Source organism: Pedobacter ginsengisoli (assembly GCF_002736205.1).
In the GTDB taxonomy this organism is placed as follows: Bacteria; Bacteroidota; Bacteroidia; order Sphingobacteriales; family Sphingobacteriaceae; genus Pedobacter; species Pedobacter ginsengisoli_A.
The window spans coordinates 746,718-769,350 of sequence record NZ_CP024091.1; the positions used below are offsets into that span (position 1 = coordinate 746,718).

The 22,633-nt window shown below is 37.9% G+C and carries 21 protein-coding genes, 1 tRNA gene and 1 pseudogene; 8 read left to right on the plus strand and 15 right to left on the minus strand.

Translation table 11 applies throughout. The features are described 5' to 3' along the window. Positions 1 to 135 precede the first annotated feature (135 nt). Together CPT03_RS03080 and CPT03_RS03085 are read right to left on the minus strand one after the other, a co-directional pair. Positions 136 to 1,617, minus strand: coding sequence for an OmpP1/FadL family transporter (locus CPT03_RS03080; RefSeq protein WP_157766332.1), 1,482 nt, complete (start codon positions 1,615 to 1,617; stop codon positions 136 to 138). A gap of 54 nt (positions 1,618 to 1,671) precedes the next feature. Further along, positions 1,672 to 2,610, minus strand: a complete 939-nt coding sequence (locus CPT03_RS03085) for a hypothetical protein (protein ID WP_099437466.1) — start codon at positions 2,608 to 2,610, stop codon at positions 1,672 to 1,674. A gap of 105 nt (positions 2,611 to 2,715) precedes the next feature. Between CPT03_RS03085 and proS the strand changes: the two genes are divergently transcribed. The 5 genes from proS to CPT03_RS03110 all read left to right on the plus strand — a co-directional run bounded on the left by proS (position 2,716) and on the right by CPT03_RS03110 (position 7,521). Further along, positions 2,716 to 4,188, plus strand: a complete 1,473-nt coding sequence (gene proS, locus CPT03_RS03090; RefSeq protein ID WP_099437467.1) for a proline--tRNA ligase — start codon at positions 2,716 to 2,718, stop codon at positions 4,186 to 4,188. 11 nt (positions 4,189 to 4,199) lie between these two features. Beyond that, the gene (locus CPT03_RS03095; protein ID WP_099437468.1) at positions 4,200 to 4,895 is read left to right on the plus strand and encodes a hypothetical protein; all 696 of its coding nucleotides are present in this window, start codon (positions 4,200 to 4,202) and stop codon (positions 4,893 to 4,895) included. Next, positions 4,892 to 6,031, plus strand: coding sequence for a cystathionine gamma-synthase (locus CPT03_RS03100; RefSeq protein ID WP_099437469.1), 1,140 nt, complete (start codon positions 4,892 to 4,894; stop codon positions 6,029 to 6,031). The genes CPT03_RS03095 and CPT03_RS03100 overlap by 4 nt, the downstream gene beginning before the upstream one ends. Before the next feature lie 32 nt (positions 6,032 to 6,063). Next, the gene (locus CPT03_RS03105) at positions 6,064 to 6,924 is read left to right on the plus strand and encodes a TIGR02757 family protein (protein WP_099437470.1); all 861 of its coding nucleotides are present in this window, start codon (positions 6,064 to 6,066) and stop codon (positions 6,922 to 6,924) included. Positions 6,925 to 7,005: 81 nt separating this feature from the next. Beyond that, the gene (locus tag CPT03_RS03110; protein WP_099437471.1) at positions 7,006 to 7,521 is read left to right on the plus strand and encodes a YdeI/OmpD-associated family protein; all 516 of its coding nucleotides are present in this window, start codon (positions 7,006 to 7,008) and stop codon (positions 7,519 to 7,521) included. A gap of 1 nt (position 7,522) precedes the next feature. Here the strand turns inward: CPT03_RS03110 and CPT03_RS03115 are convergent, their stop codons facing one another. The 7 genes from CPT03_RS03115 to CPT03_RS03145 form a co-directional block, all read right to left on the minus strand. Beyond that, positions 7,523 to 8,254: a polyprenol monophosphomannose synthase gene (locus tag CPT03_RS03115; RefSeq protein ID WP_099437472.1), complete on the minus strand. Its 732-nt coding sequence runs from the start codon at positions 8,252 to 8,254 to the stop codon at positions 7,523 to 7,525. Between the two features lie 101 nt (positions 8,255 to 8,355). After that, positions 8,356 to 9,873, minus strand: a complete 1,518-nt coding sequence (locus tag CPT03_RS03120; RefSeq protein ID WP_099437473.1) for a peptide MFS transporter — start codon at positions 9,871 to 9,873, stop codon at positions 8,356 to 8,358. A gap of 16 nt (positions 9,874 to 9,889) precedes the next feature. Further along, positions 9,890 to 11,716 carry a peptide MFS transporter gene (locus CPT03_RS03125; RefSeq protein WP_099437474.1) on the minus strand — a complete coding sequence of 609 codons (1,827 nt, stop codon included), beginning with the start codon at positions 11,714 to 11,716 and terminating at the stop codon, positions 9,890 to 9,892. Between the two features lie 234 nt (positions 11,717 to 11,950). After that, positions 11,951 to 12,775 carry a hypothetical protein gene (locus tag CPT03_RS03130; protein WP_245869957.1) on the minus strand — a complete coding sequence of 275 codons (825 nt, stop codon included), beginning with the start codon at positions 12,773 to 12,775 and terminating at the stop codon, positions 11,951 to 11,953. 102 nt (positions 12,776 to 12,877) lie between these two features. After that, positions 12,878 to 14,056, minus strand: a complete 1,179-nt coding sequence (locus tag CPT03_RS03135; protein WP_099437476.1) for an acetyl-CoA C-acyltransferase — start codon at positions 14,054 to 14,056, stop codon at positions 12,878 to 12,880. Positions 14,057 to 14,134: 78 nt separating this feature from the next. Next, a complete protein-coding gene (locus CPT03_RS03140) occupies positions 14,135 to 14,314 on the minus strand; it encodes a ribbon-helix-helix domain-containing protein (protein ID WP_099437477.1) in 180 nt (59 codons plus the stop codon). A gap of 8 nt (positions 14,315 to 14,322) precedes the next feature. Beyond that, positions 14,323 to 15,183, minus strand: a complete 861-nt coding sequence (locus tag CPT03_RS03145; RefSeq protein WP_099437478.1) for an SPFH domain-containing protein — start codon at positions 15,181 to 15,183, stop codon at positions 14,323 to 14,325. A gap of 192 nt (positions 15,184 to 15,375) precedes the next feature. On the opposite strand from CPT03_RS03145, the gene CPT03_RS03150 reads away from it, so the two are divergent. Then, positions 15,376 to 17,454: an HD family phosphohydrolase gene (locus tag CPT03_RS03150; RefSeq protein WP_172954129.1), complete on the plus strand. Its 2,079-nt coding sequence runs from the start codon at positions 15,376 to 15,378 to the stop codon at positions 17,452 to 17,454. 65 nt (positions 17,455 to 17,519) lie between these two features. After that, positions 17,520 to 17,609, plus strand: a tRNA-Ser gene (locus tag CPT03_RS03155). 773 nt (positions 17,610 to 18,382) lie between these two features. On the opposite strand, the pseudogene CPT03_RS23325 reads toward CPT03_RS03155, so the two are convergent. The 3 genes and pseudogenes from CPT03_RS23325 to CPT03_RS03175 form a co-directional block, all read right to left on the minus strand. Continuing rightward, positions 18,383 to 19,120, minus strand: a pseudogene (locus tag CPT03_RS23325) (recombinase family protein); the annotation flags it as partial. Next, positions 19,089 to 19,292: a hypothetical protein gene (locus CPT03_RS03170; RefSeq protein WP_099437480.1), complete on the minus strand. Its 204-nt coding sequence runs from the start codon at positions 19,290 to 19,292 to the stop codon at positions 19,089 to 19,091. The gene CPT03_RS03170 and the pseudogene CPT03_RS23325, both read right to left, overlap by 32 nt. Before the next feature lie 8 nt (positions 19,293 to 19,300). After that, positions 19,301 to 19,534: a hypothetical protein gene (locus CPT03_RS03175; protein ID WP_099437481.1), complete on the minus strand. Its 234-nt coding sequence runs from the start codon at positions 19,532 to 19,534 to the stop codon at positions 19,301 to 19,303. A 272-nt stretch (positions 19,535 to 19,806) separates the two neighbouring features. Here CPT03_RS03175 and CPT03_RS03180 point away from each other — a divergent pair, with 272 nt between their 5' ends. Continuing rightward, positions 19,807 to 20,277, plus strand: coding sequence for a RadC family protein (locus CPT03_RS03180; protein WP_216641595.1), 471 nt, complete (start codon positions 19,807 to 19,809; stop codon positions 20,275 to 20,277). Between the two features lie 16 nt (positions 20,278 to 20,293). Here CPT03_RS03180 and CPT03_RS03185 read toward each other — a convergent pair whose 3' ends face one another. Genes CPT03_RS03185 through CPT03_RS03195 form a run of 3 tightly spaced genes read right to left on the minus strand, consistent with a single transcriptional unit; the run spans position 20,294 to position 22,234 of the window. After that, positions 20,294 to 20,740 (minus strand): hypothetical protein, encoded by a 447-nt coding sequence (locus CPT03_RS03185; protein ID WP_099437483.1) that lies wholly within the window; start codon positions 20,738 to 20,740, stop codon positions 20,294 to 20,296. 8 nt (positions 20,741 to 20,748) lie between these two features. Continuing rightward, positions 20,749 to 21,300, minus strand: coding sequence for a hypothetical protein (locus CPT03_RS03190; protein WP_099437484.1), 552 nt, complete (start codon positions 21,298 to 21,300; stop codon positions 20,749 to 20,751). Beyond that, positions 21,284 to 22,234, minus strand: a complete 951-nt coding sequence (locus CPT03_RS03195; protein WP_099437485.1) for a hypothetical protein — start codon at positions 22,232 to 22,234, stop codon at positions 21,284 to 21,286. Before CPT03_RS03195 ends, CPT03_RS03190 begins: the two co-directional genes overlap by 17 nt. Positions 22,235 to 22,633 lie beyond the last annotated feature (399 nt).

Here is a 22,633-nt window from a genome sequence, read left to right on the forward strand (position 1 = left end):
AGCAATTTCGTGTATTGGGTTGTTTTGTTTGTAGCATAGTCTCGTCATCTTGAATTTATTTCAGGATGACGAGAGCGTGGGCTATCAGGTTAGCATGTCATAAATCAAATGTATTATGACATGCCCTGTTAACTTCTAAAACCTTAATCCTAAGGTTAAAAACACATTGTTTCTTGATGTTTTAATGTCAGCAACTGGTTCTAAAGGATTGTCATTTGTTCCAAGTAAATAAGGAGACAACTCAGTATTTGTTTCAGTACGTTGGTAAGCAACATCAACATAGTAGTTGTTGATGCGATAGCCTAATCCGCCAGAATAAAACTGAGTAGCAAAATGTCCTTTATCATCACCTTGTATTGCGCTACCATTAACGCCGTAACCACCTCTTAAGCTAAATGCATTGTCAATTTTGAATTCTGCACCAACTCTGTAGTTAACCGCATGTTTATAATTGTCTCTTACAGAGTTGTTTTCATTTACAATAGTTGTTGGATCAAGTCCCTGATCAGTAGAGAAACGGATGGTGCTGTAATCTACATAATCTACATCGGCAGAAATTAATGCTTTTCCTGCAACTACATAACTTGCACCTAACGATCCTTTTAAAGGTGTTCTAACACGGTAATTGAATGGGTAATTTTGAGTAACACCATTAAGACTTCCGGCATTGGCACCTCCAATAATTCTGGAATCAAGAACAATTGAAGTATTGTCTTCAATAAGCATCCATGAAGGTGACTGCAAGGTTGCACCGATTCTGAAGTTTTCAACCGGTCTTACAATTACTCCCAAGCGGGCATTATATCCCGATCCTTTTGATTCCTGATATTGTCTGTAAGATAAGTTGTACTTAGAATTGTCGGTTATTGTTCCCGATTCAATAAACTCACCGTCGTTGATGTAACGAACATTTACTAAGGATACACTTGCTCCAATATATACCTGGTTAGAGATGTTTATAGCACCCGATGCTGTAAGTTCAGATGTTGAACCGGACCTAATCTCACTTTTTCTTTGTGAGTTAGGTACATTGGTAGCTGCAAAAAATTCATTGGTTACATCCTGGTCTAATAAATATCCATCATAAGCGTCTTTTTGTAAAGATCCATTAGGGATACCTTTTGCATTCGCTTCATCAGCAAAAAAATCTACAACTGAATTATTTGGATTTGTTCCTCCGTAATTGAAATTGGCGCTAAAATCATTGTTTCTGTTGTATGCAATTCCAAATACACTGCTTACTACTCCGGTTTGGGTGTCTTGTCCTTTAAATCTGTAGGCAGGGCTAAAAAGTACAATTCCAATATGATTAAGGTTTACATTGTCTTTTGTTGATTTTGTGTTTTGGTTTAAAAAGTTTGCATTTCCTGAGAAGTTGTTGAATTCTGGAGTTACACTGAATTCGGATTTGGTAAATAATCCCAATCCGGCAGGGTTGCCGCCAATTGAACTCATGTCTCCGCCAACGCCAATTTGTGCTCCGCCCATGCTTTTAAACCTGGAGGTACTGCCATAATTGGTTTGCGAGAATTTTAAAGCATCAGGCGCGTAAATCTGGGCGTATGTTGTTCCTGAGATGGCTACTGTAGCCACCAGAGATAGTATCAGTTTTTTCATGTATCCGTAATAATAGATTTTAGGTGTACCCTGCATAATGCAGGGTACTTTAAATTATCCTCTTCCTGATCTTGAAGATCTGCCGCCGCCACCGCCGCCGCCACTACTTCCGCTGCTGCTTCTTCCAGAACCACCGCTACTTTCTCTTGCAGGAGGACTGTAGCTAGGTCTTTCTGGCTGACGTGCTGGTGCACTTTCTCTTGTTGGCCTTATTGTTTCAGGACGAGATGGTCTTGTTGTCTGACCATCAGCAGGTACTCTGCTTGGTCGGCTTGATGCATTTCCGTTAGGATTAACCCTTGATGGTCTGCCTCTGTTAGGTATAAAGTTGCCATCGGCATCTACCCTTGTAGTTGCAGGTCTTGAATATCTGCGGTTCATTCCAACGCCGTTTTCTCTGCCCATGCCTGGTCTTGCCCTATAGTCGGGTACGTTAGTGGTTCTGCCGGTGTAATAGCCACCGCCCCATAAACCACCACCCCATAAGCCGCCTCCTAAAAAGCCACCGCCATAATAACCGCCACCGTAATAGTAGTTATTCCAGCCGAAATTGTTGTAGCCCCAGAACGGAGAATATGCATATCCCCAGCCTGAATAAGGTGAGTTCCAATAGCTGTTATAGAATGGGCTATATCCAAAATCCAGTGAACCACCAGAATACCAGCCAGAATAATAATACGGATCGTAATATGTTCTGAAAGGACTTGAATAATAAAATCTGTTTATACGTGATGAGTAATCCTGATCGTAATAAGGATCGCTTGTTCCATAATAATCGCTCTCATCATATTGCTGGTCAGCGTATTGCTGGTCGTCATACTGAGATTGCTGCACTTGTCTTGGGGCAGGAGTATAAACCTTTGCCTTTACCGTGCTGCTATAAACATCATCATCACCATTGGCACTTTGCTGCGCAAGCCTGGGCGCAGAGCACGACGTAACAGCTATGGCTGCTAAGACGAGCATTCCTGTGAATAATTGGTTAGGTTTCATAACTATATATGTTCTTTGTGTGTTGCAATTTTTTTGTAGGTATAAATTTATAAATTTGTAGACTACATTACAAGTCATTTAACACAAAAAACGTTCCATTCAGCTATGAGCAAAGGCATTACAAGTAAAAACGAAGATTATTCCCAGTGGTATAACGACATTGTTATAAAAGCTGACCTGGCAGAGCACTCATCTGTTAAGGGTTGTATGGTGGTTAAACCTTACGGATACTCCATTTGGGAGAAGATGCAGTCTATTTTAGACCAGAAATTTAAAGATACAGGACACAGTAATGCTTATTTTCCGTTATTCATACCAAAGTCATATTTTTCAAAGGAAGCATCGCACGTTGAGGGCTTTGCGACAGAATGTGCCGTTGTGACACATTATCGTCTGAAAAATGATGGAAATGGAAACATTATTGTTGACGAAACAGCCAAATTGGAAGAAGAACTGATTGTTAGACCAACTTCTGAAACCATTATTTGGAATACATACAGGGGTTGGATTCAATCGTACAGAGATTTACCTCTATTAATAAATCAATGGGCAAATGTTGTAAGATGGGAAATGCGTACCCGCTTATTTTTGCGTACTACTGAGTTTTTATGGCAGGAAGGGCATACTGCGCACTCAACTTCTGATGAGGCCATTGAAGAAACAAGAAAGATGCTTGACGTTTATGCAGATTTTGCAGAAAACTGGATGGGATTACCTGTTGTAAAAGGAGTTAAAACTCCAAATGAGCGTTTTGCAGGAGCTTTGGATACTTATTGTATTGAAGCATTAATGCAAGATGGAAAAGCTTTGCAGGCAGGAACTTCTCACTTCCTGGGACAGAATTTTGCAAAGGCTTTTGATGTGAAGTTTACCAACAAAGAAGGTAAAATAGAGCATGTTTGGGCAACTTCATGGGGTGTTTCGACACGCTTAATTGGTGCATTGATAATGGCACATAGTGATGATGCCGGTTTAGTGCTGCCTCCAAAATTGGCTCCAATACAGGTAGTTATTGTACCGATTTACAAAGGGCAGGAGGAGCTAAATAAAATCTCGACTTTTGTTGATGAATTAATGCCAAAGCTGAAGCGCTTAGGAATCTCAGTAAAATATGATGATCGTGATACGCAGCGCCCGGGCTTTAAGTTTGCGGAATATGAGCTTAAAGGAGTGCCAATTCGTTTAGCTATTGGTGGCAGAGATATGGAAAATGGTACTGTTGAACTTGCCAGGAGAGACACAAGAGAAAAACAAACTGTTATTCAGGATGGGCTTGAAATTCATATTGCTCAGCTTTTAGAAGAGATTCAGCAAAATATCTATAAAAAAGCTTTTGACTATAGAACTGAACATACTACTGATGCTAATTCTTACGAAGAGTTTAAAGAATTGCTTGATGGTAAAGCGGGTTTTATTGCTGCACACTGGGATGGAACGCCCGAGACAGAGCAAAAAATTAAGGAAGAAACAAAGGCTACAATCAGGTGTATTCCGTTAAACAATAAACAGGAAGCTGGTGTTTGTATTTACTCAGGTAAGCCATCAACCCAAAGGGTATTATTTGCACGGGCATACTAAACTTTAATGGAATGGAAAGTGAGAACTACGATAAAATACTGAGTGAATTTGAAAATAAAGCTTCATTAAAACAAAAGATATTTAGAAATACTACTGAGGTTTTCGGCTTGCTGAAAACCCAGCTTTCTAAAATTGCGGTTAAGCTGCAAACTGATTATGTAGCTAAAGATCCTTCAGTTGAAGTGCATTTTAAAGAAAGTGGTAAATTTGAAGGGCAGCTTAAGTTTTCGGGCGATATGCTGATGGTTTCTATGCATACCAATGTGTTTGCTTTTGATAAAACTCATTCCATATACCAAACAAAGTACATTAAGGAAGATGAGACGTTAAGCTATTGCGGAACTATTTACATCCATAATTTTCTTGCCGATTCTGTGAAATATAACAGATTGGCTGACGAGGGATCACTGATTGCACGTATACTGGTTAACAAGGAAAAGCATTTTATGGTTGAGGGAGAGGGCGCGCTTGATTTCTTATACCAAAGCATGGCTGATAACGTTGTAACGGAAGAAAAACTAACGGATATTGTGGAGCGATCTATTCTTCATTGTTTAGCATCTGACCTTTTATTGCCTCCATTTGCAGAGATAAAAGAAGTAACTTTAAATCAAAAACAATCAATGCTGGCTTCAAGTGGTTATCCAACCAGTAAAAATTTGGGTTACCAGTTTAAATCAGAAATTGAGCAGAACGATAATATATGAAATTTGCAACTAAAGCAATCCATGCCGGGCAAGAGCCTGATCCTACTACAGGAGCAGTGATGACACCGATTTATCAAACCTCTACTTATTGGCAAAAATCGCCGGGAGACCACAAGGGTTATGAGTATTCGAGAGGTACTAACCCCACACGTAAAGCACTTGAAGATTGTTTGGCGGCATTGGAAAATGCAAAGTACGGGCTGGCTTTTTCGAGCGGAATGGGCGCTACTGATACTGTTTTAAGGTTATTGAAGCCAGGTGATGAGGTGATTACAGGGAATGACCTGTATGGTGGTTCTTACCGCATATTTACTAAGGTTTATGAAAAATATGGCATTAAATTTCATTTCCTTGATTTATCGAAACCGGAGAATATATTGCCTCACATAAATGAAAACACCAAGCTGGTTTGGATTGAAACACCTACCAACCCAACTATGAGGATTATTGATATTGAAGGGGTTGCCAAAATTACGAAGCAACACAAATTAATTCTTACTGTTGATAATACATTTGCGTCTCCATATCTGCAGAATCCAATGGATTTTGGTGCCGATATTGTGATGCATTCTGTAACCAAATACATTGGTGGCCACTCTGATGTGGTGATGGGCGCTTTGCTTGTAAATGACGATCAGCTTTATAAGGATCTTTGGTTTATATATAATGCCTGCGGAGCAACTCCGGGACCTCAGGATTCATTTTTAGTTTTAAGAGGAATTAAGACGCTTCATTTAAGAATGAAGGCACATTGTGAGAATGGAGAGAAGGTGGCGCGTTATCTTAAAAATCATCCAAAGATTGATAAGATCTACTGGCCGGGCTTTGAAGATCATCCTAATCATGATATTGCTAAAAAGCAAATGCGTGGTTTTGGTGGGATGGTATCTATAACTTTAAAGGGTGCAGACCTTAAGGAAACTTTCCGTGTTGCTTCTTCTTTTAAGGTTTTTACACTGGCTGAATCTTTAGGTGGGGTTGAATCATTAATTAATCATCCAACTACTATGACTCATGGTTCTATTCCTAAAGAAGAGCGTGAGAAAGTAGGGGTTACTGACAACTTGTTGCGCCTGAGTGTTGGGGTTGAAGATATTGATGATTTACTTGCCGATTTAGAACAGGCACTTAAATAATAAAATGTTTAAAGTATTTAAATGGGCGAAAATTGGAATTTTTAGCACTTAAAGAGTTTTTGGATGTGAAGGTTGATCAGTATAATCGGCCAGATTTTATTCAAAACGATCCGATCTGTATTCCACATCAGTATACTAAAAAACAAGACATTGAAATTGCCGCATTTTTTGCGGCAATTTTAGCTTGGGGACAGCGAAAAACCATTATTAATAAGTGTAATGAGCTGTTTGAACGGATGGATAATGATCCGCATAATTTTATGCTGCATCATAGCGACGCGGATTTAAAACGACTGCTTGGCTTTAAACATAGAACATTTAATGATACAGATTTACTGTATTTTGTGGCGTTTTTTAATCAGCACTACCACGAGTTTGATAGTTTTGAGACGGCTTTTTTATCTCCTTCGGATGTATTTAGAAGCGACTTTTTAACAGATGAACTTCAGCATGGATATACGCAGTATGCTTCTTCAAGCTGTATGCTTTCGGAATTAACACAGCATGAGCCAAAAGCTGAAAGATCACTTAATTATTTTAGATCTTATTTCTTTTCTCTTCCAGATTATCCAAGAAGAACTATTAAGCATGTTTCTTCGCCTTTGCAAAAATCTACCTGCAAGCGTTTAAATATGTTTTTAAGATGGATGGTGAGAAAGGATAATAAGGGAGTTGATTTTGGAATCTGGAACACAATTAAGCCTTCGGATTTGATATGTCCTTGTGATGTACATGTAGACAGAGTGGCTCGTAAGCTTGGTTTGATTGAAAGAAAGCAAACGGATTGGCGCACGGCAGTGGAGCTTACTAATGAGCTGCTGAAATTTGATCCTATGGATCCTGTTAAATATGACTTTGCATTGTTTGGACTTGGAGTTGAAGAGAAGTTTTAGTCATATTAACAATCCTTTTTTCTGATGCAGAAATATTATGCAGAAAAATCATAATTTTATGCTTCTTTGTCTTTATTCAGCATGGTTACTTTTAAAGCGGAAATAGAACGTTTTGCCGAAATGGGCGAAAAAACGGGTTGGACCTATGTTTTTATTCCGCTCGCTATTGCCGATATGATTAAACCTGGTTGCAGAAAGAGCTATCGTGTTAAGGGACATTTAGATCAGGTTAAAATTGAAGGAGTATCATTTGTGCCAATGGGAGAGGGGAATTTTATAATGGCTTTGAATGCAGGTATTCGTAAACAGCTCAAAAAAGATCTTGGTGGAGTTTTGGAGTTGTCATTAGAGGAGGATACCACTTTTAAAATTGAAATGCCTGAAGATTTGGAACTGTGCCTTTCTGATGAGCCACATTTGCTTAAGAATTTCTTTAAACAACCTAAATCGCATCAAAATTGGTATATCAATTGGCTAAATTCGGCCAAAACTGAAGCCACCCGTACCAAAAGAATTGTAAAAATAGTTAATGCAATGGATAAAGATTGGGACTTTGGAACGATGATGCGTGATGGTAAGCCTAGAGAAGTGGAGTAATTTAGACCCTATCGTATTTTCGGAACCAGCTCCAGATCTTCATTTGTATTACGCCAATAAATGCTTCCCTGAAAATTCTGGTACTCATTTTTGAAGTGCCTTCTGTTCTGTCTGTAAATATAATGGGCACTTCTTCGACATTAAATCCATACTTGATGGCGGTAAACTTCATCTCGATCTGAAAGGCATAGCCAACAAATTTAATCTTGTCCAGCGGGATTGTAGCAAGTACTTCTCGACGGTAGCATTTAAAGCCTGCAGTTGCATCCTGTATGTTTATACGGGTAATGAGACGAACATACATAGATGCAAAGTATGACATTAATACTCTGCTCATAGGCCAGTTTACAACATTTACACCTCTGACATAGCGAGAACCCACGGCAACATCTGCACCGTTAACACAAGCTTCACGTAAGCGAATCAGATCATCAGGATTGTGTGAGAAATCTGCATCCATCTCAAAAATATACTGGAATTGGGGTCTGGCCAATGCCCACCTGAAACCATGGATATAAGCTGTTCCAAGGCCTAATTTGCCAGTTCTTTGCTCTAAATGAAGCGCAGGGTATTCTTGCTGAAGATTTTTAACTATTTCGGCTGTGCCATCTGGAGAACCATCATCAATAATTAATATTTCGAAAAAGTAACTCAAAGAAAAAACCTTCCTAATGATTCTCTCAATATTTTCTTTCTCGTTGTAGGTAGGTATAATTACTAGACTGTCTGACACGTAAAATAAATTAAGTAGCGAAATTATGGATTCTAAATGAAAAAACCCTTAATATAGACTATACTAAGGGTTAAATTTTGTTAAAAGTGGGAGTTTTTCAGTTAATTTACTTCCTGCATCAGTTTTTTTACAAGCGGAGAAATTATGAGAAGTGCAATACCGGCAATTAAGGCATAAATAGCTAATTGTTTGTATCCCTCAGTATAACTTATCAGTTTCTGTACCGGAGTGTCATTTTCGCTTGCTTTGGCCAAACCGGCACCCAAAAGACCAGCTACGTATTGACCATATGCGCTGGCCAGAAACCACATTCCCATCATTACACCCTGTAATTTTACAGGAGATAATTTTGTCATGATAGATAGGCCTATTGGCGATAAACAAAGCTCACCAAAAGTCATTACCAGATATGCAGCTGTAAATATGTCGAGCGATGCAATGCCTTGTGCGTTAGCGAAAAATCTGGTTACGTAAAAGGTAAAGAAAGAACCTGATAAAAATAAAAAGCCCAGACCAAATTTAATAACTGTATTAGGTTCGATTTTCTTTTTGGCCATTGCAATCCATATCAAACTAAACAGGAATGCAAAGACGATTACGAAGAAAGAGTTTGCAGAATTGTTAACTCCGTTTGGATCCAGGTTTATAATTCCTAACAGGTTATTGTCTAAATTCCTGGCTGCAAATAAGCTTAAGGAGCCTCCACTTTGTTCAAAGAATGCCCAGAATAATATTGAGAACAATATAAAGATTAATGCTGCAATTAATTTCTTACGTTCAGCCCATCCATATCTTGTCATTTCATAAAGGAGGTAAAGCAGGGTTGCCGGACCAATAATGTACATAAACCAATCTGTATATTGTGTTTTTGCCACCATGATCATAATAACCGGGATAATTGCAAGAGAACCTGCATAAACGGCATAATCATACCATTTTTTATTTACAGATTTACCTGGTGTTGCTGCATCACCTGCTGCATCTTCTCCTTTTCCAGGAGGAAGTCCGATAGGACCCAGTTTTTTTTGAGTGAATAAAAAAGTGATTAAACTAATGGTCATTACAATTGCGGCAAGTCCGAATGCCAGGTGCCATGAATATTGTTTACCAATGGTGATACAAGCGTAACCACCCAGAAGTGCTCCAATATTTATACCTGCATAAAATACAGAGAATCCGGCATCCCTACGGGCATCATTAGCTTTATACAATTTTCCAACCATTGTAGAAATATTGGGTTTGAAAAAGCCTGTTCCTACAACTGTGAAACTTATTCCCAGAAAAAAGAATTGATGAGGATCGTAGGATAAAATTCCACTGCCTACAATCATTAGAATCCCTCCCCAGAAGAGGGATTTTCTGAAGCCGAGTATTTTATCGGCAAATAAACCACCTATAAATGTAAAAGCGTAAACAAAGGCTTGGGTTGCACCATATTGCAGATTTGCATCTACATCTTTCATGAACAATTGGGTAACCATGAAATAGGTGAGCATTCCCCGCATTCCGTAGAAGCAGAAACGTTCCCACATTTCTGAAAAAAAGAGTGCCCAAAGCTGCTTAGGGTACCTCCCTTTGAAATCTTGAATTTCGCTTAGTGTAATGTTGTTATCCTGCATTGTTATTTCAGTTTGCTTATCTTACTTCGTGCATTAATTTTTTGATAACAGGGGCCAACAGGATTGACATTACTCCAATAGCAACGGCAACACCGGTTATAATCAGGAAGAAATAGCTAATTCCTTTTTCGGCTGCAATTCTATCAGCATTTTCTCCAAGTATACCTGCAACTTTATTTGCAATAGCAATGGCCAGATACCATACGCCAAACATAAAGGCAATCATACGGGCAGGTACTAATTTACTTACGTAAGAAAGCCCCACAGGTGAGATACAAAGCTCAGCCATTGTATGGAAAAGGTAAACCATAATTAACCAGAAAATACTTACTGAAGCAGTTTTTGCACCCGGAGCGATATCGCTTGCTCCAAAAACTAGAAATGCCATTCCTAATCCTAACAAGATCATTCCTATACCAAACTTAACGTTTGCACCGGGGTTGTACTTGCTTTCCCACCATTTGGAGAATAATGGTGCCAAAGTGATGATAAATAAAGAATTAAGTACGCTAAACCAGGATGCCGGGATTTGGGTAAGGCTTTCTTTAACCTTTTCGATTTTAAGAGAAGTTAAAGTGGCGTCGGAAAGGTTTAAAAACCCTGCACCATAAAAATCACGGACAAGCATCCAGATTGTGATAATCCAAATGATCACGAAGCTTATGCTTAGAATGATATTTGCTAAGCTGTATTTTTTAAAGGTTTGCTTAAATAATAAAAATAAAACCCAGGTAATGATAGCTAAAGGGACTACAGCAATTAGTGAATTTGCTATCAGAAAAATTAAGCTGGAATTGCCAACCAGGATTCTATCTGTATAATCTCTGGCAAAGATGGTTAATGTACCTGGTGCTTGTTCAAAAACAGCAAAGAAAGAAAAGGTTAAGAATGCAAAAAAGGTAACCGCGTATAATTTTTCTTTGGTTACCTGTGAATATTTTGTTAGCCTGTAAAATAGTAAGAATAAGAATAAACCTAATGCTAATAATATGGTGAAATTGGTTCCTTCCATTCCAAAAACATTGAAATTTAGCAGGTTGCTTGCTCCATGAGATATCTTGGAAACAGGATCATTGATAACCCAGATTAAGCCTAAACCAGAACAAAGGGCAACAATGATAAGCTGCCATAATGAAAATGGTACTCTTTTATCTGAATCATTTTCATCAACTACGATATCTCTTGTTTTAAGTGGTTTTAAACCAATGTTCCCAAAAATATTTTGGGTAAAATAGAATTGTAATAAACCAAAAAGCATGAATACTCCAGCCAGACCAAACCCAATGCTCCAGCCAACTTTTTCGCCCAGGTAACCACATAGTAATATTCCAAAAAATGCTCCGGCATTTACACCCATGTAGAAAATGGTATAAGCACCGTCTTTCTTTTCAGGATGATCTTTGTACATTAAAGATACTATGGAGGTCATGTTTGGTTTGAAAAATCCGGTTCCGAAAACCAAAAGACCCAGACCAAGGTAAATGAAAAATGGCGTTTCTACCGCCATGCAACCATGCCCTAAGGTCATTAATAAAGCTCCAACAATTACTGCCCATCTAAATCCGATTAATTTATCGGCAAAGTAACCGCCAAGCATTGTAGATAGATATACCAGAGCGGTATAGGATCCGAAAAGCGACATTGCATGCTCACGTGGCCAACCCCAGCCCGGATGATCACCTAAAACAGATGCTGTAAAGAACATGACCAATAGGGCCCGCATACCATAGTATGAAAATCTTTCCCACATTTCTGTAAAGAATAGAACAAACAGTCCGGCGGGATGCCCTAGTACTTTACTTTCAAAAAAGTTATTTGGCGTATCCAAATTTTTTGTATCCATTTTAGTTTTTTAGTGTGTTATTTATAGTAAGTTTAGTTAGTTCAAATTTATTAATCTAAAGCTATATTGATCTGATATGTGTTTTTGATATCAGGATTCTATATTAATGCAGGAGTTTTGATGTAGGTAGAAAGTGCTTTTCCCTCTTTTTGTAAAAATAAGCATCGCGCAAGATAGGTACATGATGGCAAACTCCCAAATTTTTAATTTCCATTTTAGGTGTATTAAATACACTTAAAGCTTCTTTATAGTCTTTATTTTCTTGTCTTTTGGATCTGAAAAAAGATCATCCATTTCATTAGGTTCGTTCTTCAATTCAATATTCTCTACTAGTTTTAACCTTCCGTTTAATAGTTTATACGCATCAAAACTTAAATCGGATGCGTAGTATTCAAAATTTCCTGTCATTTCTTCTGAGATGGGGGCAAGATGATCAAATACAATCATGTTAACATTTTTATCAAGTGTTAATGTCATTGTATTTTGTTTGTTGTATTCAAAAACTATCCTGTTTTTAGTAGCCGTACTTTTAGCTTCTTCGAATACAGGTTTGCCAAAAACGGGTTGTTGCTCTTTGTTAAAGGAGAGCACATCAATTACTTTTTTAGAAGTTTTTAGACTGTTGCCCTTCCAGCCAATTAGGACATAATAAGGTGGCCTGCCGTTCATGATAACAGGGATAATTTCATAATACCTGGCACCGTACCAGTTTTTATTTCCAGTAATGAGGTTAGTGTCTTTAATGTTGCTGGTATCGTCAATAAGCGGGAACATTTTTAATTTTCCATCTTTTGTAGCCATTTGGATGGTTCCAAAAAAGCGATATGAGCCATCATCAAGAGGTAAATACCAGGAGAATATTCTGAATGAATTATCAGGAGATTTAAGGATTGTAATTTTCTTTAGAGAATCGAAGGGGAAAAGAAATGAGCCTTGCGTTTTTAGTGAATTCACTAATGTTTTTATAAAGGCAGCATTTTGAGTGTACCGTTCAGAATTAGTGGTGGCATTGAAGGTGACTTCACTAAGTTTAATTAATGAATCCTGGAATTTATTCATAACAGGACCACTATTAAAAGGAAAGCTATGCTGTGCCTTAAGCTTTGCCGAGACGGTGCATAGTATGATTATCAGTATTAAGGATTTTAACCGCTTTCGCATTTAATTAATGTTTTCTATAACTATTGCGCTGGCACCACCACCGCCATTACATATTCCGGCAACACCAATTTTTCCATTATTTTGTGCAAGAACAGAAAGCAGTGTGACTACAATTCTTGCTCCGGAGGCACCCAGGGGATGACCCAGGGAAACGGCACCGCCATTTGTATTTACTTTATCTTCGGTTAACCCAAGTTCCTTATTATTTGCGAGGGAAACTACAGAAAAGGCTTCGTTAATTTCGAAATAGTCGACATCGGCAAGGCTTTTACCCGCTCTTTTTAATGCTAATGGGATGGCTTTGGATGGAGCAGTAGTAAACCATTCTGGTGCCTGTTGTGCATCAGCATAGGCCAGGATTTTAGCCAATGGTTTTAATTTGAGTTCTTTTGCCTTATCTGCACTCATTAATACAAGAGCTGCAGCGCCATCATTAAGTGTAGAAGCATTAGCAGCTGTAACGGTTCCATCCTTTTTGAAAACTGGTTTTAGGCCTGGTATTTTATCAAACTTAACTGCAAAGGGTTCCTCATCTTTTGAAATTAATGTTATTTCTCCTTTACGGTCTTTTATTTCAACGGGGACTATTTCTGAGTCGAATTTACCTTCCGTTTGTGCTGATTGAGCTCTTTTATAGGAGGAAATGGCAAAAGCATCCTGGTCCTCTCTGCTAATTCCACATTCAGAGGCGCATAGTTCGGCTGCGGAACCCATATGGTAATCGTTATAAACATCCCATAGACCATCTTTAAGTAATCCGTCGGTAATTTGGCCATGACCCAACCTGTAACCGGTACGGGCTTTATCCAGGTAATATGGTACATTACTCATACTTTCCATACCACCAGCAACAATAATATCAATATCACCTTGTGAGATACTTTGAGCAGCGAGCATAATTGCCTTTGTACCTGAGGCACACACCTTATTTATTGTGGTTGCAGGAAGATCCGGTAAACCAGCAAATTTAGCGGCCTGTGTTGCAGGTGCCTGCCCGATATTGGCAGATAAAACGTTACCCATGTAAACTTCCTGGATATCTGAAGGCTTAAGTCCTGCTTTTTCCACTGCTGCTTTAATGGCTACAGCGCCTAATTGGGTAGCAGAAAGGGTTGATAATGCACCTCCAAAGCTACCAATTGGAGTTCTGACAGCAGATACAATTACTACTTCTCTCATTTACTGTATTTTAAGTTAGTTGATAGCAAAGTTATATAATTACTGTCATTAAGAGGTTAAAACTGATCGTTTTTAACATTATAGGTCTGTATTATTTTTGTTTAACCGTTTTCTTCTACTAGATTTTACGGCCTGATTGAGCAAAAATTCTATTTGTCCGTTGGTGCTCCTAAATTCATCTGCAGCCCATTTCTCAATCTCTTTAAGCAAATCAGTATTTATTCTGAGAACAAAAGCTTTTTTATCTTTTTCAGACATAGTTAATGTTAATTATATAATGTTCCTGTATTTACAACGGGTTGAACATTACGATCGCCACATAGCACTACCAGTAGATTACTAACCATGGCTGCTTTGCGTTCTTCATCCAATTCTACGATATTTTTTTCAGAAAGCCTATCTAATGCCATTTCAACCATTCCTACAGCACCCTCAACAATGAGCTTTCTGGCGGCAATTACTGCTGTGGCTTGTTGGCGCTGTAACATTGCGCTGGCAATTTCCTGTGCATAGGCAAGGTGGGAAATTCGCGCTTCTACCACTTCTATCCCTGCACGTGATAATCTTTCGCTTAATTCAGCTTCAAGTAGTGAACTTACTTTTTCTGCGCCATCTTTTAAGGTAATTGTTGCTTCTTCATCCTCAAAATTGTCGTACGGAAAAATGTTAGCCAAATGCCTAACGGCAGCTTCACTTTGAATGCTTACATATTGCAGGTAATCTTCGACCGCAAATGTTGCTTTTGCGGTTTCTTTTATTTGCCAAACTACAACAGCTGCAATTTCAATTGGGTTACCCAGCTTATCGTTTACCTTAATCTGGTGCCCGTTCAGATTTCTTGCTTTTAGGGATACCTTTCTTTTAATTGTTAATGGATTAACCCAAAAAAAACCATCGGTTTTAACCGTGCCTACATACTGGCCAAAAAGGGTGAGTACTTTTGCCTCATTAGGGTTGTTGATAATAAAGCCGGGTAAAATTAAAATACCACAAGCAATTAAAATAATTTCCAGAACTAAGAAGCTTTGAGTTGCCATAGCTAATAATCCGCACAATAATATAAGCGCAAAAAATACGGCAATCATTCGAATGCCTGATGGCGGTGTAATAATTTTTTCCTGATACATAATGATATTAATTTGATATCATAAATTACGCAATAATATTTGATTAAAACAATAGCTTAAGTATCCACAACAGGTTTGATTTTTGAAGATAAGCGGCTGTCACTCAAAACCTGTTGCTGCTTTAAAGCCAATAAAACACGCATTCAAATGAAAATTAATGTTATTTTTGAATAAAATTCAACATACACAGCTTTGGCAAAAATCAAAAAGAATTCTCACAGGGTGCTTTACCGTAAGTATTCATCAAACATCAAGTATATTATGATGGTACTTTCTGTATTGATAATAACTGCTTTTTTACCAAAACAGCCACGTTTCAGGTACGAATTTGAAAAGGGTGAGATCTGGAAAAACAAGGATCTGATATCTCCTTTTAATTTTGCGATATTAAAGACAAACCCGCAAGTAGATACTGATAAAAAAGATGCTTTAAATAATGTATTGCCCATTTATACAATTAACAAGTATCTGATTAATGATGTAGAGGAGGCTTATTTAAATGAGTTTGATGTAAAATGGAGAAGTAACGCACTTCCTGAAAATGATAAGGAACAGTACAAACAAGCTTCATTTAAGTTGTTGAAATCGATTTACGAGAAAGGGATTATTGCAATTAATGCAAAACACCAGAAAGGTAGCAAGAATTATGATTTGTCTTTGCTGGACAATAACATAAGTAAGGCGATTAGTAGTCAGGATGTATATACTGTACAAAGTGCTCTTGATTATTTCAGAGATAAATTTCAGTCAGTAAATCTGAAAGAAAAGGAAATGGTTGTTAATCTTGTTGAGGATCATTTACAGCCTAATATTATTTTTAATGAGAAATTAACGGCTATTGTACAAGACAATGCAATAAATAGTCTCTCTACAACAAGAGGCATGGTTCAGAAGGGCGAGTTGATTATAGCTAAGAATAATGTGATTGATGATGAAATTTATCAAAAATTACAGTCGTTTAAGGAAATATATGAAGCCCAATCTAAAACCATTGGAGATAGCAGCTTGGTTTACTTTGGCCAGATCCTGCTTGTTGGCTTTAATGTTTGCTTATTAATGGTTTTTTTGCATTTGTTTCGGAAGGATATTTTTGCTGATAATCGCCAGCTTTCATTAATATTACTTGTAACAACAAGTATGCTTTTGGCTTTATCATGGGCTATTAAGCTTAATCTGCCTAGTTTGTATTACATCCCATTTTGTATCGTTCCAATAATTATAAGGATATTATTTGATACCAGGTTGGCTTTATACTTGCACTTATTAGTGATTCTGATAGCTGGTTTCTTTGTGCCAAATAGTTTTGAGTTTGTTTTTTATCAAACTACTGCAGGTATGGTGGCGATTTACAGTATTAGGAATCTGGTAAAAAGGGAGCAGTTGCTATTATCGGCTTTATTTATTCTGTCGGCATATTTTATCTCTTTTGTAGGTATTGCCCTGCTAAGAGAGGGTGCTATTGGCCAGATTGAGTGGATCAATTTTGTTCCATTTATTGTTAGTGTTTTATTATCTCTGCTTGCTTATCCTTTGATTTATGCCTTTGAACGGGTATTTGGAATTACATCTGATGTTGCGTTGATAGAGCTCACTAATACCAACAATAAGTTATTAAGAGAGTTGGCTTTTAAAGCGCCGGGTACATTTCAGCATTCTTTGCAGGTAGCAAACCTTGCCGAAGCTGCAATATTTAAAATAGGAGGGAACTCGCTGCTTGTCCGTGCAGGGGCATTGTACCATGATATTGGTAAGATTGAGAACCCCCAGTATTTTATTGAGAACCAGAATACGGGAGTTAGTCCGCATGATAAGCTACCATATGAGCAAAGTGCTCAGATCATTATTAAACATGTGCATAAGGGTATTGAGATTACACGCAGGCATCAATTACCGGAAAGTGTAATAGACTTTATAAGAACTCACCATGGGAATACCAGGGTAGATTATTTTTATCAGTCGTTTTTAAAGAATTCTCCTGAAAAGTTTGTTGATGAGAACATTTTCCGTTACCCCGGGCCTATACCTTTTTCTAAAGAAACGGGCGTGTTAATGTTGGCAGATTCTGTTGAAGCTGCTTCAAGAAGTTTGAAAAATCCGGATGCTCAGAGCATAAATGACCTTGTTGAACGCATAATAGACTATAAGCTTGAACAAAATCAACTGGATAATTGCGATATTACATTAAAAGATCTGGAAACTATAAAGCTGATATTCAAGACAATGCTTATGAGTATCTATCATGTTCGCATAGATTATCAACAAACTCTATAAAATTTCTTTTGCAAATATTAATGAATTGCTATATTTGCAACCTCGAAAGGGAGATTTCGAGATACGGAGGGATGCCTGAGTGGCCGAAAGGAACAGTTTGCTAAACTGTCGTACTGGCAACGGTACCGAGGGTTCGAATCCCTCTTCCTCCGCCAAGTGGGATTCCACAAATTTTATCAGAGGGTTGCTCCAAAAAGAGCAGCCCTTTTTCTTTGAGTATCAATAAGTTAGATTCGAATTCTGGATTGATCCAGGGTGTTCTAAATGACCCCTCTTTGAATGTGAGACCCTGTTTGAACACCTGCTTAATAATAGCATGTTGCTGTCCGATTGTAGAATCCTCAAAAATCTGAGGTAAATTCAACATATAGGGTAAAACAAGCAATTCCTGATGTAAATGTCCTTCCATGGTTTCCAGGAAATTAAACTCATCTTTCAATTGCGCTTTTTCAGCCGCAAATTTTTTCATTCCTTTCTTATATGTCGTATCATTGATCACTCCATCGAAAAGTTTATTTTCAATATTTTCAATTTTTGTTTCAATAGCCGCAAGTTTTGTCGCTAAAATTTTATGCCTTTGATCCCTTACCTCGAGGGTAGTCTTTGCTAAGCTGGTAATCCTTTCTATGAGCTTGTCAAGAAATTCTGGACTGAAGCTGATGTATTTCAGTAATTCCTGGAATTTTTGATGAACCAATGTTCCTGAAATATTGATGTTAGTATGCTTAATGCAGCGGTAGTACATATAATATTTATTTTTACCCTTGCTCCAACCAGCTGTCATATTGGTATTGCAACAAGGACTTTGTAAAATGCCCTTCAAAGGAAATTCCTCCTTAGGTTTAGAATTCATGGATCTTTTACCGTTCTCTATCATTTCTAACGCACGGAAATACTGTGATTCTGATACAATTGGCTTATGCATGCCTGGAACAAGTTTTTCAGGGTATTTGCCATTGGCGCATACTCTTACCAGGCCTGCGTACAACGGATTATTCAAAACCCGGAAAATTGCACTATTTCCGCTGAGCGGAAATCCAAGTTTTTTAACTTCAGAATGAATGAGGAAAGGCTGGATTCCAGAAAGGTAATCCCTAAAGATCTTCCTGATCACAAATGCCGTCGATTCATCAATTTCTATAATTCTCTTTCCTCCGGCTTGCGTCCCATTTGTATAACCAAAAGGAGCTCTGCTTAAGTACCTTCCTGACTCCTGTGCGTGTCTTGCACCTTCTTTTGCCCTCCGACGTATGGTTAATAATTCTTGGTTCGCGATAAGGTATTTAAATGCTCTTAATAGGAAGACGGAGGGGTCGGCTGTGTCAATGTCCAGTGGCTCACTTGTCGCGATTACCTTAATGCTGTATTTCTTTTCCAGGGACTCTATTTTTTGTAGTGCCTCGGGCAAGTTACGACTGAATCGGTCATGGTCAAAAACAACTAGGTATTTGATCTTACTTTTTCCCTTGTGGTTTTTAATGAAGTTTTCGAGTGCTTTGTAGTCGGGACGGTCAAAAGTGTAACTGCTTTCTCCATCATCAATGAATAACGGACCGAGAGTAATCTGGTTCCGGTCGGCATAATCACGTATATTTTTTTCCTGATATTCGAGTGAATGTGTTGATTGGTCTTTTTTACTGATCCTTATATATCCTATTGCATCCATTTCTGATCTTTCTAACGATGTTCTCCGTAATGATTTCGGCTAATAAATTTAGTAAACTTTCACTGCATTTCGAAGCTTTTTCTGTCACCTCCGCATGCCGTGATGGAGTGCTTTCAGTTGTGTGGTTGCTTTCTTTTTGTTCGGCTTGTGTTTTGATCTTATTTGATTTCATGCTTCTTTTTATCTGCAATAGTTAGCATTTTGAACCAATAGAGGGTCATATGGGAGAATAGGTGTCATTGGTATTGTCTCCATGATGAGCCCGGCTTTTTCGTTATTGATGGTGAGTTCATGTTCATTAAGTATTCGAATGGCATTCTTTTGGGCTGATTTTTCGCTTTTTCCGGGGATTCGATACATGGGCATTTGGAGTAACTCACAAATATCCTGAAAGGCTGTTTCGCGTTTTCCCATGTGGGAAAAATGGATTGGTTGCCGGATTATTCTAAATCCCATATGGGATTTTAAAAATTGGGGGTACTTTTCTGATTGTTGATCAGGTTCTTCTTAGTTGGGGTTTTATTAATCCTGCACCAAGGTAGCCACCTGACTTTCGGGGCGCAAAAATTGTTCGGCATAAACCCACCGGCTTCCGCTCCATCCCATTTATTCCGCTGCATTTTTTGCTTGCTCAGTCATCGGCTAGGGTGCGCGCAATTAATCAAATTTTCCATTAAAAATTAAAGATGATGAAAGCGCAACATTTAAATCCATTGTTCCAGGTTTCAGAGATTAGTGTTTCTTACCAACCAAAGTTTAAGGCATCAGAACGCCCGAGAGTCACCAGTTCGCGGGAAGCTTATAAGGTACTGATAAACAATTGGGATATGCAGAAGATTCATTTCCAGGAACAGTTTTATGTGTTAATGCTTAACTCTGCCGGAAGGGTGATAGGAATATCACTGATATCAACTGGTGGTAAGGTTGCGACAATAGCAGATCCCAAGATTATTTTCAGCATTGCTTTGAAAGCGCAGGCTGTGTCTATAATTTTGGCGCACAACCATCCTTCAGAAAACTTGAAGCCAAGTCAGGCTGATGCGAATTTAACCAAAAGGATGGTTGAGGCGGGTAAGTTTCTGGACTTAATGGTGATTGATCATTTGATAATTACCAGAGATGGTTTTTATTCATTTGGTGATGAGGGATTGATATAGTTCTGAAAGTTGAACTTTAATTTAATGCTCTTTTGATATCATTCTTATCGTCCTCGTCGAAATCTGACCATAGTTTGGTGTAGTAATTTTTAGATACCAATTTTCTGTCGATTTTTTTCCGATACATGTTATCTAAAATATCGTGAAGGTCAGATAGAGTATCTAATTTTTCCAGCCTATTGTCATTCATGGCTAATGTACCAAATTTTTTAAGTGAATGAACTTCGGGATATTCTGTTTTGTGAAGGCCAATAATATATTCTTCAAGATCCGAACAATAACTTATAATATATATATGGTCAGATTCACTTGCCTCTTTAAGAAGCTCGCTGATGTCAAATTCATCCCGATTAGCGAACCTGCGTTCTGCCTCAATGAGATATGGTATTGTTAAACCATATTTTCCATCAACGATGCACCATGTATTCACCAGTTTCTGCCATACATTTGATAGTAGTTCCATAGTTTGATTTAAGTGGGAGCGTCGTTTTTTTTCAGTAGAATATAGATTCTATTTAATATCATAAGCATCGTCAAAAAGAAAATGAATAATAGAAAATAAATTAGTGCAGTTACCGCCTGATTCAAGTAGATCATAAATTGATGGCAATAAACTTTCGGCATGTATGAGTAGCCCAACAAACAGATGAGTAGAAATAGAGAGATCAGGATATTGAAGGAAATATTGACGTGCACTTCTTTGATGAATATTTTCTTTAGCTCTCCTGAATCAGATTCAGGAAGTTGATTCTCGACATCTAACGTTAATTTGTCCATTAAGCCATAAATAATAGCCAGCAAATTGAACAGGAAGCCACCAATAATAGATACAGCCGTAATTAAATCGGTGATGTGATCGTCTACACTGATCTTAAAATAAGCAAGTGCAACACTAGCTCCCAGTGGAATAATGAAAAATAGGAGTAAGTCCCCAATGGATCTCCGCCGGGGTGTGGTGTCTATCCTCTTTAAAGTATCGAGGTGATCACAGATGATTTTAATGAAATTAATGCGCTGAAACATTTGGCTTCAAAGTTAGCATATCTGTGATTAAACTTTCCGATACTCTCACTAATGACTCTACTGTTGGTTCATTGTTGACGATATCTAAGTCGTCTGAAATTTCCACATCCGGTTGCGTGCGGCTCTTGGCAAAAACATGAAACGTTTTTTTCTTGCCATTTAGTTCTAACTCAAATTCTACTTCATCTAGCTTGTCAAGCCCTTCTAGTTCAATTAGGCTATCCTTTTTGTAGTTTTTATGATAGAGTTCCTTTACCAGATCTTTCCAGTATTTCCCCAAGGAAGGCGCTCGGACTGAAGTCGTTAATGTTCCTCTTTCCTTTTTTAATCCTTTTGAGTACAAGTCCTCAATCGTACTGGGAATGGTCTTTCTAATAAAATCAATATTTTTGAGGCTACCCTCGGTCATCATGCGGTCAAAGACTCTCCCGTTCAACAAATTATTGATTGTAGCTGAGTATTTGAGGTAGCCTCTTTCCTTCAGATATAAGTTCAATGCTTTTTCTATGAGCCCCTTTGCCCCTAAATCTCGTTTTTTCTGTATGATCAGGTATCCATAGTTCTTGTCTCTAGGCAATTGGAGATAGAAGAAAAGATTCCGGAAAGTGACATGTTTGTTGGGATCAGCTTCAAATGCGGTTGTTGTCTCCCCTTCAGCTCGCACTTTGAATTTGTCACCGCCGATACCACTTGAAATATACCCATAAAAAACTCTTTTGGATTTGTCAGATGTTACTGGTTCGTCTAGGGTAAGATGTAAGACAGTTCGATCCTTAAAAGAATGTGTCTTTTTGATATTTGTATAAATATCAGTCATGAAGTCATTGAAAAAATCAAAAAAATCTTCATTCGCATTGAATTTGCTCAATAGAACTTCAGCTTTTTCTTCAAATACACTTAATTTGTATGTCGATAAATAGATTTTTTGGGCCATTTAGATATTTGGTTTTTTAAGAGGTTTAGGTAAATATACTAGATTCTCATGAAAAACCGCTTCTGTTGGTGTTGGGAGCTGCCAGCCCAAACTTTTCCCATGTGGGATTTCTCCTAAGTCATACTGTTCATTTTTGGCTGAAACAAAATATGGTGACTATGAGCAAGTATAGTAATCAATACCTCAAAGGCAAAGAGAAGTGCTACAATTTTGTGCCGCACTTGAAGTTTAAAAGAGTAAAACTAGCACTTCGAATTAAAATCCGTCGACCACTGAGAATTAATATTTCGGTGACTCGGTACTTGGGGGACGGCATGTTGACTAATCATTAAACTTTTCACAAACCTTCTTCAATCAACAATTACGTTCAGAAAAGCACTTTCTGAAGAAGCTTCGTTG

Excerpts from the sequence above, each read along its gene's own strand:
- CPT03_RS03170 (WP_099437480.1), bottom strand. The coding sequence starts at position 19,292 with ATGAAATCAAATAAGATCAAAACACAAGCCGAACAAAAAGAAAGCAAC.
- CPT03_RS03110 (WP_099437471.1), top strand. The coding sequence starts at position 7,006 with ATGGTTACTTTTAAAGCGGAAATAGAACGTTTTGCCGAAATGGGCGAA.
- CPT03_RS03135 (WP_099437476.1), bottom strand. The coding sequence starts at position 14,056 with ATGAGAGAAGTAGTAATTGTATCTGCTGTCAGAACTCCAATTGGTAGC.
- CPT03_RS03085 (WP_099437466.1), bottom strand. The coding sequence starts at position 2,610 with ATGAAACCTAACCAATTATTCACAGGAATGCTCGTCTTAGCAGCCATA.
- CPT03_RS03175 (WP_099437481.1), bottom strand. The coding sequence starts at position 19,534 with ATGGGAAAACGCGAAACAGCCTTTCAGGATATTTGTGAGTTACTCCAA.
- CPT03_RS03180 (WP_216641595.1), top strand. The coding sequence starts at position 19,807 with ATGATGAAAGCGCAACATTTAAATCCATTGTTCCAGGTTTCAGAGATT.
- CPT03_RS03140 (WP_099437477.1), bottom strand. The coding sequence starts at position 14,314 with ATGTCTGAAAAAGATAAAAAAGCTTTTGTTCTCAGAATAAATACTGAT.
- proS (WP_099437467.1), top strand. The coding sequence starts at position 2,716 with ATGAGCAAAGGCATTACAAGTAAAAACGAAGATTATTCCCAGTGGTAT.
- CPT03_RS03195 (WP_099437485.1), bottom strand. The coding sequence starts at position 22,234 with ATGGCCCAAAAAATCTATTTATCGACATACAAATTAAGTGTATTTGAA.
- CPT03_RS03190 (WP_099437484.1), bottom strand. The coding sequence starts at position 21,300 with ATGTTTCAGCGCATTAATTTCATTAAAATCATCTGTGATCACCTCGAT.
- CPT03_RS03130 (WP_245869957.1), bottom strand. The coding sequence starts at position 12,775 with ATGAATAAATTCCAGGATTCATTAATTAAACTTAGTGAAGTCACCTTC.
- CPT03_RS03080 (WP_157766332.1), bottom strand. The coding sequence starts at position 1,617 with ATGAAAAAACTGATACTATCTCTGGTGGCTACAGTAGCCATCTCAGGA.
- CPT03_RS03145 (WP_099437478.1), bottom strand. The coding sequence starts at position 15,183 with ATGTATCAGGAAAAAATTATTACACCGCCATCAGGCATTCGAATGATT.
- CPT03_RS03125 (WP_099437474.1), bottom strand. The coding sequence starts at position 11,716 with ATGGATACAAAAAATTTGGATACGCCAAATAACTTTTTTGAAAGTAAA.
- CPT03_RS03185 (WP_099437483.1), bottom strand. The coding sequence starts at position 20,740 with ATGGAACTACTATCAAATGTATGGCAGAAACTGGTGAATACATGGTGC.
- CPT03_RS03120 (WP_099437473.1), bottom strand. The coding sequence starts at position 9,873 with ATGCAGGATAACAACATTACACTAAGCGAAATTCAAGATTTCAAAGGG.
- CPT03_RS03100 (WP_099437469.1), top strand. The coding sequence starts at position 4,892 with ATGAAATTTGCAACTAAAGCAATCCATGCCGGGCAAGAGCCTGATCCT.
- CPT03_RS03095 (WP_099437468.1), top strand. The coding sequence starts at position 4,200 with ATGGAAAGTGAGAACTACGATAAAATACTGAGTGAATTTGAAAATAAA.